General features: G+C 42.8%; 16 protein-coding genes. All 16 read left to right on the top strand.

Features of this window, described 5'->3' with window-relative positions:
- The first annotated feature begins 12 nt into the window (after positions 1–12).
- The 16 genes from SM122_RS07040 (at position 13) to SM122_RS06965 (ending at position 14,724) form a co-directional block, all read left to right on the top strand.
- The gene (locus SM122_RS07040; RefSeq protein WP_324737919.1) at positions 13–513 is read left to right on the top strand and encodes a GNAT family N-acetyltransferase; all 501 of its coding nucleotides are present in this window, start codon (positions 13–15) and stop codon (positions 511–513) included.
- Between the two features lie 9 nt (positions 514–522).
- Complete coding sequence (locus tag SM122_RS07035) at positions 523–1,068, top strand: GNAT family N-acetyltransferase (RefSeq protein ID WP_155170412.1); 546 nt, start codon at positions 523–525, stop codon at positions 1,066–1,068.
- Positions 1,034–1,633, top strand: coding sequence for an anaerobic ribonucleoside-triphosphate reductase activating protein (gene nrdG, locus SM122_RS07030; RefSeq protein WP_155170414.1), 600 nt, complete (start codon positions 1,034–1,036; stop codon positions 1,631–1,633). Before SM122_RS07035 ends, nrdG begins: the two co-directional genes overlap by 35 nt.
- Positions 1,634–1,821: 188 nt before the next feature.
- Positions 1,822–3,291, top strand: a complete 1,470-nt coding sequence (cpsA, locus tag SM122_RS07025) for an LCP family glycopolymer transferase CpsA (RefSeq protein WP_155170416.1) — start codon at positions 1,822–1,824, stop codon at positions 3,289–3,291.
- Complete coding sequence (cps4B, locus tag SM122_RS07020) at positions 3,288–4,019, top strand: capsular polysaccharide biosynthesis protein Cps4B (RefSeq protein WP_049492611.1); 732 nt, start codon at positions 3,288–3,290, stop codon at positions 4,017–4,019. The genes cpsA and cps4B overlap by 4 nt, the downstream gene beginning before the upstream one ends.
- A gap of 44 nt (positions 4,020–4,063) precedes the next feature.
- Complete coding sequence (locus SM122_RS07015) at positions 4,064–4,759, top strand: Wzz/FepE/Etk N-terminal domain-containing protein (protein WP_247926098.1); 696 nt, start codon at positions 4,064–4,066, stop codon at positions 4,757–4,759.
- A gap of 12 nt (positions 4,760–4,771) precedes the next feature.
- Entirely contained in the window at positions 4,772–5,464 is a 693-nt protein-coding gene (locus SM122_RS07010; protein ID WP_045760014.1) for a tyrosine-protein kinase, read from the top strand.
- Positions 5,465–5,483: 19 nt separating this feature from the next.
- Positions 5,484–6,860 (top strand): sugar transferase, encoded by a 1,377-nt coding sequence (locus SM122_RS07005; protein WP_324737918.1) that lies wholly within the window; start codon positions 5,484–5,486, stop codon positions 6,858–6,860.
- A gap of 3 nt (positions 6,861–6,863) precedes the next feature.
- Positions 6,864–7,649, top strand: coding sequence for a LicD family protein (locus SM122_RS07000; RefSeq protein ID WP_195327028.1), 786 nt, complete (start codon positions 6,864–6,866; stop codon positions 7,647–7,649).
- 17 nt (positions 7,650–7,666) lie between these two features.
- Complete coding sequence (locus tag SM122_RS06995; protein ID WP_376738727.1) at positions 7,667–8,392, top strand: WecB/TagA/CpsF family glycosyltransferase; 726 nt, start codon at positions 7,667–7,669, stop codon at positions 8,390–8,392.
- Positions 8,367–9,452 carry a glycosyltransferase family 4 protein gene (locus SM122_RS06990; protein ID WP_125826767.1) on the top strand — a complete coding sequence of 362 codons (1,086 nt, stop codon included), beginning with the start codon at positions 8,367–8,369 and terminating at the stop codon, positions 9,450–9,452. The genes SM122_RS06995 and SM122_RS06990 overlap by 26 nt, the downstream gene beginning before the upstream one ends.
- The gene (wecB, locus tag SM122_RS06985) at positions 9,449–10,543 is read left to right on the top strand and encodes a non-hydrolyzing UDP-N-acetylglucosamine 2-epimerase (RefSeq protein WP_070665022.1); all 1,095 of its coding nucleotides are present in this window, start codon (positions 9,449–9,451) and stop codon (positions 10,541–10,543) included. The genes SM122_RS06990 and wecB overlap by 4 nt, the downstream gene beginning before the upstream one ends.
- Positions 10,543–11,508, top strand: a complete 966-nt coding sequence (locus tag SM122_RS06980; protein WP_125826766.1) for a glycosyltransferase family 2 protein — start codon at positions 10,543–10,545, stop codon at positions 11,506–11,508. The genes wecB and SM122_RS06980 overlap by 1 nt, the downstream gene beginning before the upstream one ends.
- Before the next feature lie 56 nt (positions 11,509–11,564).
- The gene (locus SM122_RS06975) at positions 11,565–12,272 is read left to right on the top strand and encodes an IspD/TarI family cytidylyltransferase (protein ID WP_155170420.1); all 708 of its coding nucleotides are present in this window, start codon (positions 11,565–11,567) and stop codon (positions 12,270–12,272) included.
- A gap of 1 nt (position 12,273) precedes the next feature.
- Positions 12,274–13,299, top strand: a complete 1,026-nt coding sequence (locus SM122_RS06970) for a zinc-binding dehydrogenase (RefSeq protein WP_049492589.1) — start codon at positions 12,274–12,276, stop codon at positions 13,297–13,299.
- A 6-nt stretch (positions 13,300–13,305) separates the two neighbouring features.
- Positions 13,306–14,724, top strand: a complete 1,419-nt coding sequence (locus SM122_RS06965; RefSeq protein WP_125826764.1) for a flippase — start codon at positions 13,306–13,308, stop codon at positions 14,722–14,724.
- Positions 14,725–14,812: the final 88 nt, after the last annotated feature.

Raw genomic sequence — 14,812 nt, 5'->3', positions numbered from 1 at the left:
GGGGAGGTAAAGATGGAATTACGCAGACCAACTCTAGCAGATAAAGAAACTGTATTAGACATGATGACAGAGTTTGAAGAGACCCAATCAGCCCATGACGGTGGATTTTGGGATGCTGAAGCTTTTGTTTATGAAGACTGGTTGAAAAGCAACCGTGATATGGAAATGGGGCTAGGGATCCCTGATGGTTGGGTGCCTGCTGTTCAGTTAGTCGCTTTTGCTAGAGACGGTCAAGCGGTTGGCTTTCTCAACCTCCGATTGCGTCTGAGTGACTATCTCCTAGAGGAGGGTGGGCATATTGGTTATTCCATCCGTCCCTCTGCGCGTGGGCAAGGATTGGCAAAAGAGCAGCTGCGGCAAGGATTGCAAGTAGCCAAAAGTAAAAATATCAAACGTGCTTTAGTGACTTGTGATAGTGACAATGCTGCCAGTCGAGCAGTGATTCTGACTAATGGCGGAGCTTTAGAGGATGTTCGAGGCGGGAAAGAGCGCTATTGGATTGATTTAGATTGAGGAAAGTTTATGAAGTTACAACGACCAACTTTAGCAGATAAAGACGCGATTTTAGAGATGATTGCTGAGTTCGATGCTGCAAAATCCTATATGCACGGTGGCATGGGCTCCACTTGGAAGCGAGCAAAGGATTTTGCGGATTGGTTGCGAATCGTAGAGCAGCAGGAGGATACTGAGAATCTGCCAGAAGGCTGGGTTCCTACCATTCAATTTTTATCCTTTGATGAGACTGGCTACCCTCTGGGCTTTTTAGCCCTGCGCTTGTCCTTGAATGACAAATTATTTGTAGAGGGTGGTCACATTGGCTATTCCATCCGGCCCAGTCAACGCAGAAAGGGCTTGGCTAAGTTGCAGCTAGAGCTAGGACTAGCAGAGGCTCGAAAGCAAGGATTGGAACGAGTACTGATTACCTGTGATGAAGACAACGAAGCCAGTCGTCGCACCATTCTCTCTGCTGGCGGTGTTTACGAAAACACAATCGACAGAAGTCAGCGCTACTGGATTGATTTGGAGGATGAAGATGAACAATCCCAAACCTCAAGAATGGAAGAGTGAGGAACTGAGTCAAGGACGCATCATCGACTACAAGGCCTTTAACTTTGTGGATGGAGAAGGGGTGCGCAACTCCCTTTACGTAGCAGGCTGCATGTTTCACTGTGAGGGTTGTTACAATGTAGCGACCTGGTCTTTCAATGCAGGTATTCCCTATACCCAAGAGTTAGAAGAGCAGATCATGGAAGATCTGGCCCAACCCTATGTCCAAGGCTTAACCTTGCTAGGAGGAGAGCCATTTCTTAATACAGGTATACTTTTACCCCTTGTAAAACGTATTCGGAAAGAATTGCCGGAAAAAGACATCTGGTCATGGACGGGCTACACTTGGGAAGAAATGATGTTAGAAACGCCTGATAAACTGGAGCTCTTGTCGCTGATTGATATCCTGGTCGATGGGCGCTATGATAAGAGCAAACGCAACCTCATGTTGCAATTTCGTGGTTCTTCCAACCAGCGGATTATTGATGTTCAAAAATCATTGAAAGAAGGAAAAATTGTCATCTGGGACAAGCTCAATGATGGCAAGGAAAGTTTTGAGCAAGTCAAGCGGGATGATCTTTTGTAGGATCTTCAAAAACCGAGTTTTTCACTCGGTTTTTTTGAATTCTCTGCATAAGTATACAAGGGATTTTTGCTTGTTTTAGAAAGCGCTTACTTTCCGAATGTCCATAACGGACAAAAAAGTGATAATTAATGCATTTTTTGCTAAAAATATGTTACAATAAATATGATTAGGACTAATTGGAGGTATTTATGTCACAAAGGAGACGGAGTCGTCGTTCAGAGCATAAGTGGGGGCAATTGCGAATCGTTAATTCCGTATTGCTTATTTTTTTGCTTATGACCGCGAGTTGGGCGACCTATACCATGTTGGCCAATAACATCTTGGCTTTTCGCTATGTTAATGTTCTCGTGATGGTACTACTAGCTGTTCTCGTGCTCTTGTCAGCTTGGTTTGTGATCAAAAATCAGGCCAAAAAGACAACTTTGGTCCTGCTTCTTGTCGGCTTATTGGCTAGTTCAGGAGTTTTGTTTGCTAGTCAACAGCTGCTAAATCTGACGAGCAATGTCAATGGCCATTCTAACTATACAGAGTTTGAGATGGCTGTCTATGTCAAGAAAGACAGTGACATCAAAGATATCAAAGAAATCAAGGAAGTGGTGGCGCCAAAGGGCAACAATAATGAAGCCAATCTCACGGCCCTCTTGGACAATATCAAAAAGACCAAGGGTCAGGAAATTTCTGTAGTGGATGCACCAACTTATCTAGATGCCTATAAGAGCCTGCAAGAAGGGAATGCTTCTGCCATGGTCCTCAACAGTACCTTTGAAGATACTATCGTTGCTGAAGATGCCGACTATGCGAAGAAGTTGAAGAAAATCTATTCCTACAAGATTCGAAAAGAAGTGGCAGCGACGAGCAAGGTGTCTGCCAATGCGGATGTCTTTAACATCTATGTCAGCGGGATCGATACCTATGGCCCAGTAACTTCGGTTTCTCGATCAGATGTCAATATCATCATGACCGTCAATCGGAAGACCAAGCAAGTTCTGTTGACAACGACGCCGCGGGATGCCTATGTACCGATTGCAGATGGTGGTAACAACCAAAATGATAAGTTGACCCATGCGGGGATCTACGGTGTGGATGCTTCCATTCATACCCTTGAGAATCTCTATGATATCAAGCTCAATTACTATGTTCGTCTCAATTTCACCTCCTTCCTCAAATTGATTGACCTTCTAGGGGGAATCGATGTGGAAAATGACCAAGAATTCACGAGCCTGCACGGGAAGTTCCATTTCCCAGTAGGAAAGGTCCATTTGAATTCAGAGCAAGCGCTTGGTTTTGTCCGAGAACGCTACTCCCTTCAAGGTGGTGACAATGACCGTGGGAAAAACCAAGAGAAAGTCATTGCGGCCATTATCAAAAAGTTGACCTCTACCAAGGTCTTAAGCAACTACAATGAGATTATCGGAAACCTCCAAGATTCTGTCCAAACCAATATGCAGTTGCCGACTATGATGAACTTGATCAATACCCAGTTAGAAACGGGTGGTTCTTATGAGGTGACTTCTCAAGCGATTACCGGTCAAGGACGAAATGACTTGCCATCTTATGCTATGCCTGGATCCAACCTCTATGTCATGGAGTTGGATCAAGCCAGCTTGACCAAGGCTAAGGAAACCATTCAAAAAGTAATGGAAGGAAAAGAAAAATGATTGATATCCACTCGCACATCGTCTTTGATGTGGATGATGGACCAAAGACAAGAGAAGATACGCGTGCCTTATTGGAAGAAAGCTATCGCCAAGGGGTACGGACTATTATCTCCACTTCTCATCGTCGCAAGGGGATGTTTGAAACTCCCGAAGAAAAGATTTCTGAAAATTTTCAAGAAGTGAAAAAAATTGCGGCAGAGGTCGCGCCAGATTTAACGATTCATTACGGGGCAGAGATCTACTTTACCAATGATGTCTTGAAAAAACTGGAAGAAAAGATCATTCCACGTTTGGCAGAGACGCGCTTTGCGCTGATTGAATTCAGTATGGGAACACCTTACAAGGACATTCATACGGCCTTGGACCGCTTGCTCCATCTAGGCGTCACACCGGTGGTGGCCCATATCGAGCGCTACAAGTGCTTGGAGAAAAATGAGGAGCGCGTGCAAGAGATGATTGACATGGGCTGCTACATGCAGATCAATAGTTCCAGCGTTCTCAAGCCTCGCCTCTTTGGGGATGAGCAAAAACAACTCAAAAAACGAGCTCGGTACTTCTTAGAAAAAGACTTAGTGCACTTTGTGGCCAGTGATATGCACAATGTGGATAAACGACCGCCTTATATGGCAGAAGCCTATCGCTTGATCAAGGAAGAATACGGAGAACAACGAGCACAAGCTCTCTTTGTCAGCAATCAAGAACTCTTGTTAGCGGATGAATTAATCTAACCAGGAAACAGGTGGAGAGATCCACATGAAGGAGTAATTAGGAAATGAACAATCAAGAAAATCAAGCAGTGGAAATTGATGTTTTCGCTATGCTGAAGACCCTATGGAAACGCAAGTTTTCGATCGTTTTGGTCGCTCTTGTCTTTGCCATTGCAGCATTTGGCTACAGTGCCTTTTTAGCCAAGAAAGAATACCAAAGTACTAGCCGGATCTACGTGGTCAGTCGTCAAAACCAAGACAACAATGCCTTGACAAACTCTGATTTGCAGGCGGGTTCTTACTTGGTTAAGGACTACCGTGAGATCATTCTTTCTCAGAATGTCTTGAGCCAAGCCATCGAAGAATTGAAACTCGATCTGACACCTGCTGAATTGTCGAAAAAGATCAGTGTGTCCGTTCCGACAGATACTCGTATCCTTTCGATCACGGCTAAGGACGGAGATCCAAAAGAAGCGGCTCGTATTGCCAATGGCCTTCGAAATGTAGCAGCTGAAAAGATCATTGCTGTGACCAAGGTGTCAGATGTTACGACCTTGGATGAAGCAGAAGTGCCTCAAACACCTTCTTCACCAAATATCCGACGCAATGTCCTTCTTGGTTTTATTGCTGGAGCGGGCTTGATGGTGGTTCTCATGGTCGTAGTAGAAGTCTTGGACGATCGTGTTAAGAGACCAGAAGATATCGAAGAGTTGATGGGCTTAACCTTACTTGGTATTGTGCCAGATATTAAGAAACTGTAGACTGGGGATCGCATGAATACGTTAGAAATTTCAAAAAACAAATTGCAAGAAGTTCGGAAGGCCGAAGAGTACTTTAATGCCCTGGCGACGAATATCCAATTGAGTGGGGTAGACTTAAAAGTCATCGCCATCTCATCTGTTCAAGAAAATGAAGGGAAATCAACCACTTCAACCAACTTGGCCGTTGCCTTTGCGCGTGCGGGTTACAAGACCCTTTTGGTCGACTGTGATATCCGAAACTCTGTCATGACAGGGATTTTCCGTAGTCGTACTAAGATCCAAGGCTTGACCGACTTTTTATCTGGTCGTAGCCAATTGGACCACATTTTGTATGCGACTGATTTTCCAAACTTGGATATCATCGAGTCTGGACAGGTAGCGCCAAACCCAACGGGTCTCTTGCAAAGCAAGAACTTCACCGTGATGATGGATGCCCTGCGTGAGCATTTTGACTACATCATTGTCGACACGCCTCCAATCGGGGTCGTGATCGATGCGGCCATTATCGCCCAACGCTGTGATGGAACTGTCTTGATCACAGAATCTGGCGCCAATGGACGCAAGGCTGTCCAAAAGGCTAAGGACCAATTAGAACAAACAGGCACACCTTTCTTGGGAGTAGTGCTTAACAAATTCAACATTAAAGCTGCTGAATATGGTTCGTATGGTGGATATGGATCTTACGGAGAGTATGGGAAAAAGTAAAGAATAGGATTGAGGGAAAATGGGAGAAGAAAGAATCGAACTGGAAAAACTAAATATTGTTCTCTTTCAAAGTTTGGCTGTCCTATTTTCAGCTTACATTGTGAGTCTTTTTAAGGATGCAGAATACACGTCGCAGACAATCGCTATTCTCTATCTCTTACATTTTGTATCCTTTTACATTAGCAATACTGCCTATCGTTTTTACAGCAGAGGCTATCTAGATGGGCTCTTTCAGGTCTTGAAATACAATGTATTTTTCGCTGTTGGGATCACCTTTACCTCTTTTATGCTGGATGGGGTCTTTTCCATCTCTCGTCGGGGGATGATCTACTTCTTTCTTTTGAATACGTTTTCTGTCTATGTCATGGATCTCTTGCTCAAGAGATACCGGAAGTCTGTTTCACCACGGCGGAAAAGCTCGCGAAAGATTTTCCTGATTACAGCGACTAGCCGGATGGAAAAAGTTTTTGATATTTTGCATTCGCCTAGCCTTTATCATGGAGAACTAATCGGTGTCACTGTCATGGACGATACGGATTTTGCTCATTCAGGTGTACGGGTGGTGCAGCCAGATCAAATGATGAACTTTGTGACCAAGGAAGTGGTGGATGAAGTGTTTATCAACCTGCCAAGTGAGGACTACAATATTAGTGACTTCGTCTCGGAGTTTGAGAGTATGGGGATCGATGTATCGGTCAATCTCAATGCCTTTAACTTCGCTTCCTTGGGCAATAAGCGGGTTCGAGAAGTCGGGGGATTAAGTGTCGTCACTTTCTCAACCAATTTCTACAAGCCGAGTCACGTCTTTGCTAAACGTCTCTTGGACATTGTAGGAGCTCTCTTTGGACTCTTGATTTGTGGACTGGTAAGTATTGTCTTAGTCCCTCTGATCCGTAAAGATGGCGGCCCTGCCTTCTTTGTACAGAAGCGGGTTGGAAAGAATGGTCGGTATTTCAACTTCTATAAATTCCGCTCCATGCGCGTGGATGCCGAAGAGATTAAAAAAGATCTCATGGAACAAAATACCATGACGGGTGGCATGTTCAAGATGGAAAATGATCCGCGGGTAACCCCAATCGGACGCTTTATCCGTAAGACCAGTCTTGATGAATTGCCACAATTTTACAATGTGTTGATCGGTGATATGAGTCTAGTCGGAACTCGTCCTCCAACGGTAGACGAATACCAAGACTATACGCCAGCTCAAAAACGTCGCCTCAGTTTCAAGCCAGGGATTACCGGCCTTTGGCAAGTGAGCGGACGCAGTGAGATTACAGATTTTGACGAAGTGGTCAAACTCGACGTTGCGTATATGGATGGTTGGACGATCTGGAGAGATATTCAGATCCTGCTCAAGACCGTGAAGGTTGTACTTAAAAAAGAAGGAGCGAAGTAGGCTGTGAGTAAAGTTAGACAGATTCAATTAGGAGAACTATCCTTATTAGAAAAGTATATTGAGATTTGCACAAAACACAATCTTCGATACTATGCTTTAGGGGGCACTTTATTGGGAGCCATTCGTCACAAAGGTTTTATCCCTTGGGATGACGATATGGATTTGGGCATGCCTAGAAAAGACTATGAAAAGTTTCTGGGAATTTGCCAAAACGAATTACCAAGCAATGTCATCTTGAGAATCCATGATGATAATTTAGGCAATACGTCTATCATGGATACCTCGCTTCAAATTGAATTTGGTGGGGTTGTGTGTAGTCCTTTTATCGATGTGTTTCCTTTAGATGGTTACCCGTCAGATGGTTTCCACTATTTCTTGCACACCAATAAAATTAAGTATTACCGTGCCCTTTCCAAAATATCTGTCATCAATCGATTGCACAATCGCGACCGAGGTTTCTTTGAAAATTCAATTGTGAAGGTTTCTAAGATCCTTCACCTAGACAAATTACTAAATACTGAAAAAATCAATCAAAAGTTGCAAAATACGATTAAAAAATATGACTTTGAGACAAGTGATCTCGTGGGAAATGTCTTAGGATCCTATCGCGAGAGAGAATTGGCCTACAAAGAGGTATTTGGGGAGCCACAACTCCTTGATTTTGAAACTATTAAAATCAGTGGTCATGCTGATCCGGATGCTTATCTGACAAAGATCTATGGCGATTATATGAAGTTGCCAGAAGAATCAGAGCAAAAAGGTCACTTTGAATCCACTTGGGGAGAATAAGCTTGAAAAGTTTTACAATGATGGGGGTCAGAATTGACCCTTTAACAATGGCTGAAACCGTTGCTGCTACTGAACAATTCGTACGAGATAAAAAACCCCTCCATTTGATGGGGGTCAACGCAGATAAGCTCAATCAGTGTGCGACAGATGAGGCCATCAAGAAGATTGTCAATGGGTCTGAAATCATCAATGCAGACGGTGCTTCTGTCGTTCTCGCTGCACGCTATTTAGGTTATGCTGTGCCAGAGCGCGTAGCAGGCATCGATTTGATGCAGGAATTGCTCCGCTTGGCCAATGAAAAAGGCTACTCTGTCTATTTCTTCGGGGCAAAAGAGGAAGTCTTGACAGATATGTTGGCCATCTTTAAAAAGGATTTTCCAAATCTCCGAGTAGTGGGCCATCGCAATGGCTATTTCTCTGCTGAAGAGGAGGAGGCCATTCAAGAGGATATTCGTGAGAAGAATCCAGATTTTGTCTTTGTCGGCATTACCTCTCCTAAAAAAGAGTACTTGATCCAGAAGTTTATGGACAATGGAGTCAATTCTGTCTTTATGGGTGTGGGAGGAAGCTTTGATGTCCTCTCAGGTCATATCAAGCGGGCACCTATGTGGATGCAAAAGGCCAATCTGGAATGGTTGTTCCGTGTGGCCAATGAACCAAAACGCCTCTTTAAGCGCTATTTTGTGGGAAATGCCACTTTTATTAAGAGAGTAGTACATGAAAAACGGAAAGCAAAAAAATAATATTCTGCACATTTCGCGGACCATGGATATCGGTGGGGCAGAACGCATTGTCTATCAGTTAGCGACAGACCTCAAGGATGAATTTGACCAGGTTCATGTCGCGTCAACTGGTGGATTGTGGGAAGAAAAATTAGCAGAGAATGGGATTCAACACCATCGTATTCTAGACGTCGATAGCAAACAACCAGCTACTGTGCTTAAGATTCTTGCTAGTCTTTCCAAGATCATCAAAGAAAATGAGATCACTATTGTTCACACCCATCACCGGATGGCTGCTTTCTATATTCGTTTGCTGCAGATGCGCCATCCGAACTTGATCCATGTCTATACAGCCCATAATGTTTTCAAGGATAAATTACCACTTTATAAATTTGCCCTAGGAAAGGCTCGAACGGTTGCTGTCAGTCAAGCTGTCCAGGAAAATATCCTTAATGATGTAAGGTCAAAAAACTCTATTGTGATTTATAATGGAGTGAAAATGAAACAAAGTGAGCATACAGTAAATGAAATTACTCAGTGTGACGGTATCAAAATAGGCTGTATCGCTCGCCTGTCCGAACAAAAAGGGTTACCCTATCTGATCGAAGCTATGTCACTAGTGACAAATCCAAGTGTGTCCTTGTTTCTTATCGGTGACGGAGAATTAAAAAATGATTTGATAGATCAAACAAAAGAACTCGGCCTAGAAGAAAGAATTCATTTTTTGGGCTACCGGAGTGACGTGGTAGAGTGTATCAATAGCTTTGACTTTTGTGTTCTTCCATCGATCTTTGAAGGATTTGGATTGGTTGCAATCGAGGCCTTTATGAACGGCAAAACGATGATTGCAACAGATATTCCAGGTGTGAACGAAGTAGTGAATTCTGAGAATGGGCTCCTCGTCCCAGCTGAGAATCCGCAAGCCTTAGCTCAAGCAATTAAAAAATTGGCAGAGAATCCTGAGGAAAGAGCCTCTTTAGCTGCTCAAGCAAAGAGAGATTATGATAACAAGTTTAGCTATCCGATCTTTTTAAACAACTATCGCAACTTTTACCAATCGATGAGGAAGGGTTCAAAATGAAAAAAGTAATGTTAGTGTTTGGAACGCGCCCAGAAGCCATTAAAATGTGTCCTTTGGTCAATGAACTCAAACAACACGATACCATTGAAACCGTAGTCTGTGTAACAGGGCAGCACAAGGAAATGCTGGACCAAGTGTTAGACGTTTTTCGTGTTGTTCCAGACTATAATCTAGGCATTATGAAGGCCAATCAAACATTATTTACCATCACGACCTCTATATTGGAAAAAATCCAACCGGTATTAGAAGAGGAAAAACCTGATATTGTCCTCGTCCATGGGGATACCACAACCACCTTTGCAACAGCTTTGGCGGCCTTTTATATGGGCATCAAAGTGGGGCATGTGGAAGCAGGCCTTCGGACTTACAATCTTCAAAGCCCATATCCTGAAGAGTTTAACCGTCAAGCTACTTCCATAGTGGCAGATTACAATTTTGCTCCAACCCAGGTTTCAAAAGAGAATCTTCAAAAAGAAGGTCGGACCAATATTTTCGTTACAGGAAATACCGTTATTGATGCCTTAAAAACTACAGTCCAAGAAGACTACGACCACCCTATATTGGAATGGGCAAAAGGAAGCAAGCTCATCATGTTGACGGCCCACCGTCGCGAGAATCTTGGAGAACCTATGGAGCACATGTTCCGTGCGGTCAACCGGATTTTAGAAGAGTTTGAAGATGTCAAGGTGGTCTATCCTATTCACAAAAATCCAAAGGTCAGAGAATTGGCTAGCAAGATTTTTGGAGAGAATGAGCGAATGAAAATCATTGAGCCTTTGGAAGTGATTGATTTTCATAATTTCATGAACCAAAGCTATATGATCTTGACGGACTCAGGTGGCGTCCAAGAAGAAGCACCTTCTTTAGGAAAGCCTGTCCTTGTCATGCGAGATACAACTGAACGTCCAGAAGGTGTGGCTGCGGGGACTCTGAAATTGGTCGGAACAGAAGAAGAAAACATCTATCGCAACTTCAAGCTCCTTCTGGAAGACCAAGATGAATACGAGAAGATGAGCCAGGCAAGTAATCCTTATGGGGATGGAACGGCTTGTCAACAGATTGTAGAAATTATCATGAAGGGATTAGCATAATGGAAAAGGTTTCGATTGTTGTACCAGTTTATAACGTTGAAGATTACTTGAAATATTGTGTTGATAGTTTAATTAATCAATCGTACAAGAATATTGAGATTATTTTGGTAGATGATGGCTCTACGGATGATTCTGGAAGAATATGTGATGAGTACGCCCAAGAAGATGATCGTGTTAGAGTCTTGCATATTGAGAACGGAGGCCTATCTAATGCTCGAAATACGGGTGTAAATGTTGCTTCTGCTGAGTGGGTTATTTTCATTGATTCTGATGATTACTATGACCGTAGAACTGTTGAATATTTAGTGCAGCTTCAAAAGAAGTATGCTGTTGATCTTGTGGCAACTTCTGTTATTGAAGTTAGGGATTTCCAAAGCGATGATTTTATAGGTTCATTGACTGACATAGATTCTTTGAAATTAGATCGCTATACAGCTTTGAAGGAGATGTTTTATGGAAATATAGTGGGAACCCATCCAGGGGGAAAACTATACAAAAAAGAAATATTAATGAAGTTTCCTTTTCCAAAGGGTATGATCTATGAAGATTTGGCTGTCTCTTTTGAGCATATTGGAGCATGTAATGAAATTGCCGTAGGATACATCAATTTATACAAATACTATCGAAGACCTGGAAGTATTGTCAATTCTTCATATAGTGATAAATTTTTAGACTTCTATAAGGCTATAGAGTTGAATAGAGAATATGTTGAGAGAGACTATCCTAATGATCAGGAAATGAAGAAAGCACTTACTGTACGCTATGTTTTTAAGGGGTTACATGTAGTCCATGCTTTACTAGGCTCTCAAATGTATGAGCAAGTTAACAAGATTCGCAAAGAGTATCGTCGCTATTGGAAAGATATTCTAATCAATTCACATATTACAAGAAAAAATAAACTCAAATACCTTCTTTTGCTCCTTTCTCCTCATTTGTATCAAAAGGTGAGAGCAAAACTAGGCTAGATTGCTAAATAGCCATGTTCTAGAGAAGGAAAAGAGACAACATCAGGAGGTTTAGGATGATTTATGCAGGGATTTTAGCAGGTGGAACAGGCTCACGGATGGGGATTACGGATATGCCCAAACAATTTTTGGATTTGGGTGGACGTCCTATTTTAATCCACACGGTTGAGAAGTTCTTATTGGTCCATGAGATTCAGAAGATTGTATTGGGGATTCATCCGGACTGGGTGACCTATACGGAAGATCTGGTAGACAAGTACTTGTCTTCATATAAGGACCGGATCTTGGTTGTAGAGGGAGGAAGTGACCGCAACTCTACCATCGAAAACATCATCCTGGCTATCGATGAGGTGCAGCCTTTGACAGAAGAGGATATTATCGTCACCCATGATTCGGTTCGTCCTTTTGTTAGCCTAAAAACTATCCAAGAAAACATTGAACTAGCCAAGAGCCATGATGTTGTAGATACAGTGGTCGAAGCGACCGATACCATTGTTCAAAGCTTGGACAATACCTTTATCACGGATATCCCTGAACGCCAATACCTCTATCAGGGTCAAACCCCTCAAACCTTCAAAATGAAAGACTTTCTTACCTTGTATCATGATTTAAGTGACCAGCAAAAAGAAGTCTTGACAGATGCCTGCAAGATCTTTGTCATCAATGGTAAAAAAGTTGCTCTTGCTAAAGGGGAATATTCCAATATTAAAATTACGACGATTACAGATTTGAAAATTGCACGCGGTATGATTGAGGACAATTAATATGTTGAACCAAATCTTTCAGCTGACCCAGCCGAAAAATATTACCATCAAATACCAAGAAGAAGACATGAGCCGTGAAGACAAGGTGTTAATACGCCCTTATTACATGGCTATTTGTCATGCGGACCAACGTTACTATCAAGGGAAACGGGATCCTAAGGTGCTTAAAAAGAAATTACCCATGGCCCTGATCCATGAGTCGTCTGGTATCGTGGTAGCGGATCCTACGGGAACCTATCAACCAGGACAGATTGTGGCCATGGTTCCCAATCAACCTCCTCATCAAACAGAGGGTGTCTTCTTTGAAAATTATTTGGAGGGGACGCACTTCTTGTCTAGTGGCTTTAATGGTTTTATGCAGGAAGTCGTTGCCTTACCGCTGGATCGTGTAGTGGCTTACCCAGAGGAAGTTCGGGGCCCAGTCACAGCTTTAGCAGAATTTAGTAGTGTTGCCATGCATGCCATTCATCGCTTTGACCTCATTGCCCACCAACGAAGAGAGTCCGTTTTGATTTTAGGAGATGGTAGTCTTTCATATGTGGTTGCGACATCTTTGCACTATCTTTACCCAGATTTGAAGATAACTGTAGTTGGGCGCAACAATGATAAACTGCAATTGTTTAATTTCATTCATCAAGCAATTTTGACCAGCGAGTTGACAGACGATCAACGGTTTGACCACGCCTTTGAGTGTACTGGTGGCCAAGGAAGTGAACCAGCCATCAATGATATTATTGATCATATCAAGCCTCAAGGAACCGTAATGTTAATGGGGGTTAGTGACAACCGGGTAGCAGTTAATACAAGAGATGTTCTTGAAAAGGGCTTGACTTTTGTAGGGTCTTCTCGCTCAGGTCGTGAGGATTTTGAGCGGGCTGTAGAGATGCTGGCTAATCGTCGGGTCCAAAGTCGTTTGAAAAACATTATCCACGTTGATGGAGAAGTTCAAACCATTCCAGATATTCATCGAGCTTTTGCGACGGATTTGATCACACCGTTTAAAACGGTCTTCAAGTGGGGATTGTAGACAGTCATGAAAGTTCTTAAAAATTACGCCTATAATCTCTCCTACCAGTTGCTGGTGATTATCTTGCCGATTATTACCACTCCTTATGTGACACGGGTCTTTAGTTCGAATGACTTAGGAACCTATGGTTATTTCAACTCCATCGTCACCTATTTTATTCTATTAGCGACCTTAGGAGTGGCTAACTATGGAACCAAGGAGATTTCAGGACACCGCAAAGACATCCAAAAGAATTTCTGGGGGATTTATACCCTCCAGTTAGGTGCGACCTTTGTTTCCATCCTGCTCTATGTCTTGCTGTGCTTGGCGCTCCCTTCTATGCAAAACCCTGTGGCCTATATCTTAGGGCTTAGTTTGGTTTCAAAGGGACTCGACATCTCCTGGCTCTTTCAGGGGTTAGAGGATTTTCGTAAGATTACCGTTCGAAATATCACGGTCAAACTGGTTGGAGTCATCTCCATCTTCTTGTTTGTCAAATCTGCCAATGATCTGTATCTCTATGTATTCTTACTCACCATCTTTGAACTCTTAGGTCAGCTCAGCATGTGGCTACCCGCTCGGGAGTTCATTGGGAAAGCCCATTTTGATTTGGCTTATGCACGGGTGCACTTAAAACCGGTCATTCTGCTCTTTTTACCGCAGATTGCTATTTCCCTCTATGTTACCTTGGATCGGACTATGTTGGGGGCTCTCGCCTCTACAAAGGATGTAGGGATTTATGACCAGGCCTTGAAATTGGTTAATATTTTGCTGACCCTTGTGACGTCTTTAGGAAGTGTCATGCTTCCGCGCGTGGCGAGTCTCTTGGCTTCAGGAGACCACAAGGCTGTCAATAAGATGCACCAAATGTCCTTTTTGATCTATAATTTGGTCATCTTCCCAATCATCGCGGGTATGCTGATCGTCAACGATGACTTTGTTCGATTCTTCTTAGGGAAGGATTTCCAAGATGCTCGCTATGCCATCGCTATCATGATCTTCCGTATGTTCTTCATCGGATGGACCAATATCATGGGGATTCAAATTCTCATCCCGCATGATAAGAACAAAGAATTTATGCTGTCAACTACGATTCCTGCTATCGTCAGTGTCGGGTTGAATGTGCTCTTCTTACCCCATTTTGGTTTTATCGGTGCAGCCATTGTATCCGTCTTAACAGAATCCTTGGTATGGCTGATTCAATTGTACTATACCCGTCATTACCTCAGGGAAGTTCCAATTATCGGGTCTATGACAAAAATTATTTTTGCATCTGCTGTGATGTATGGCCTCTTGCTACTTGTAAAACCATTCCTACATTTCACCCCTACTCTGAATGTACTCGTGTATGCGGTGCTTGGTGGGATCATTTATCTGATCGCTATCCTATCTCTGAGAGTGGTAGATGTGAAAGAATTAAAACAACAATTTTTAAATAAACAGTAGAGAGTAGAAAGGAAGGATATGAATTTTTAAGTAAACAAAATCTTTAGAAAAGAATGCTATAGCACAGGTGTTCCCAAAGCAGGCATTC

The organism is Streptococcus gingivalis (assembly GCF_035544715.1).
Classification (GTDB): domain Bacteria; phylum Bacillota; class Bacilli; order Lactobacillales; family Streptococcaceae; genus Streptococcus; species Streptococcus gingivalis.
The sequence above is the reverse complement of the archived record's forward strand: the minus strand, read 5'-3'. Positions and strand labels throughout refer to the sequence as shown.

What these genes read in the sequence shown, in the direction of transcription:
- SM122_RS07040 (WP_324737919.1), top strand. Translation starts at nt 13, where the DNA reads ATGGAATTACGCAGACCAACTCTAGCAGATAAAGAAACTGTATTAGAC.
- SM122_RS07035 (WP_155170412.1), top strand. Translation starts at nt 523, where the DNA reads ATGAAGTTACAACGACCAACTTTAGCAGATAAAGACGCGATTTTAGAG.
- nrdG (WP_155170414.1), top strand. Translation starts at nt 1,034, where the DNA reads ATGAACAATCCCAAACCTCAAGAATGGAAGAGTGAGGAACTGAGTCAA.
- cpsA (WP_155170416.1), top strand. Translation starts at nt 1,822, where the DNA reads ATGTCACAAAGGAGACGGAGTCGTCGTTCAGAGCATAAGTGGGGGCAA.
- cps4B (WP_049492611.1), top strand. Translation starts at nt 3,288, where the DNA reads ATGATTGATATCCACTCGCACATCGTCTTTGATGTGGATGATGGACCA.
- SM122_RS07015 (WP_247926098.1), top strand. Translation starts at nt 4,064, where the DNA reads ATGAACAATCAAGAAAATCAAGCAGTGGAAATTGATGTTTTCGCTATG.
- SM122_RS07010 (WP_045760014.1), top strand. Translation starts at nt 4,772, where the DNA reads ATGAATACGTTAGAAATTTCAAAAAACAAATTGCAAGAAGTTCGGAAG.
- SM122_RS07005 (WP_324737918.1), top strand. Translation starts at nt 5,484, where the DNA reads ATGGGAGAAGAAAGAATCGAACTGGAAAAACTAAATATTGTTCTCTTT.
- SM122_RS06995 (WP_376738727.1), top strand. Translation starts at nt 7,667, where the DNA reads ATGATGGGGGTCAGAATTGACCCTTTAACAATGGCTGAAACCGTTGCT.
- SM122_RS06990 (WP_125826767.1), top strand. Translation starts at nt 8,367, where the DNA reads ATGAAAAACGGAAAGCAAAAAAATAATATTCTGCACATTTCGCGGACC.
- wecB (WP_070665022.1), top strand. Translation starts at nt 9,449, where the DNA reads ATGAAAAAAGTAATGTTAGTGTTTGGAACGCGCCCAGAAGCCATTAAA.
- SM122_RS06980 (WP_125826766.1), top strand. Translation starts at nt 10,543, where the DNA reads ATGGAAAAGGTTTCGATTGTTGTACCAGTTTATAACGTTGAAGATTAC.
- SM122_RS06975 (WP_155170420.1), top strand. Translation starts at nt 11,565, where the DNA reads ATGATTTATGCAGGGATTTTAGCAGGTGGAACAGGCTCACGGATGGGG.
- SM122_RS06970 (WP_049492589.1), top strand. Translation starts at nt 12,274, where the DNA reads ATGTTGAACCAAATCTTTCAGCTGACCCAGCCGAAAAATATTACCATC.
- SM122_RS06965 (WP_125826764.1), top strand. Translation starts at nt 13,306, where the DNA reads ATGAAAGTTCTTAAAAATTACGCCTATAATCTCTCCTACCAGTTGCTG.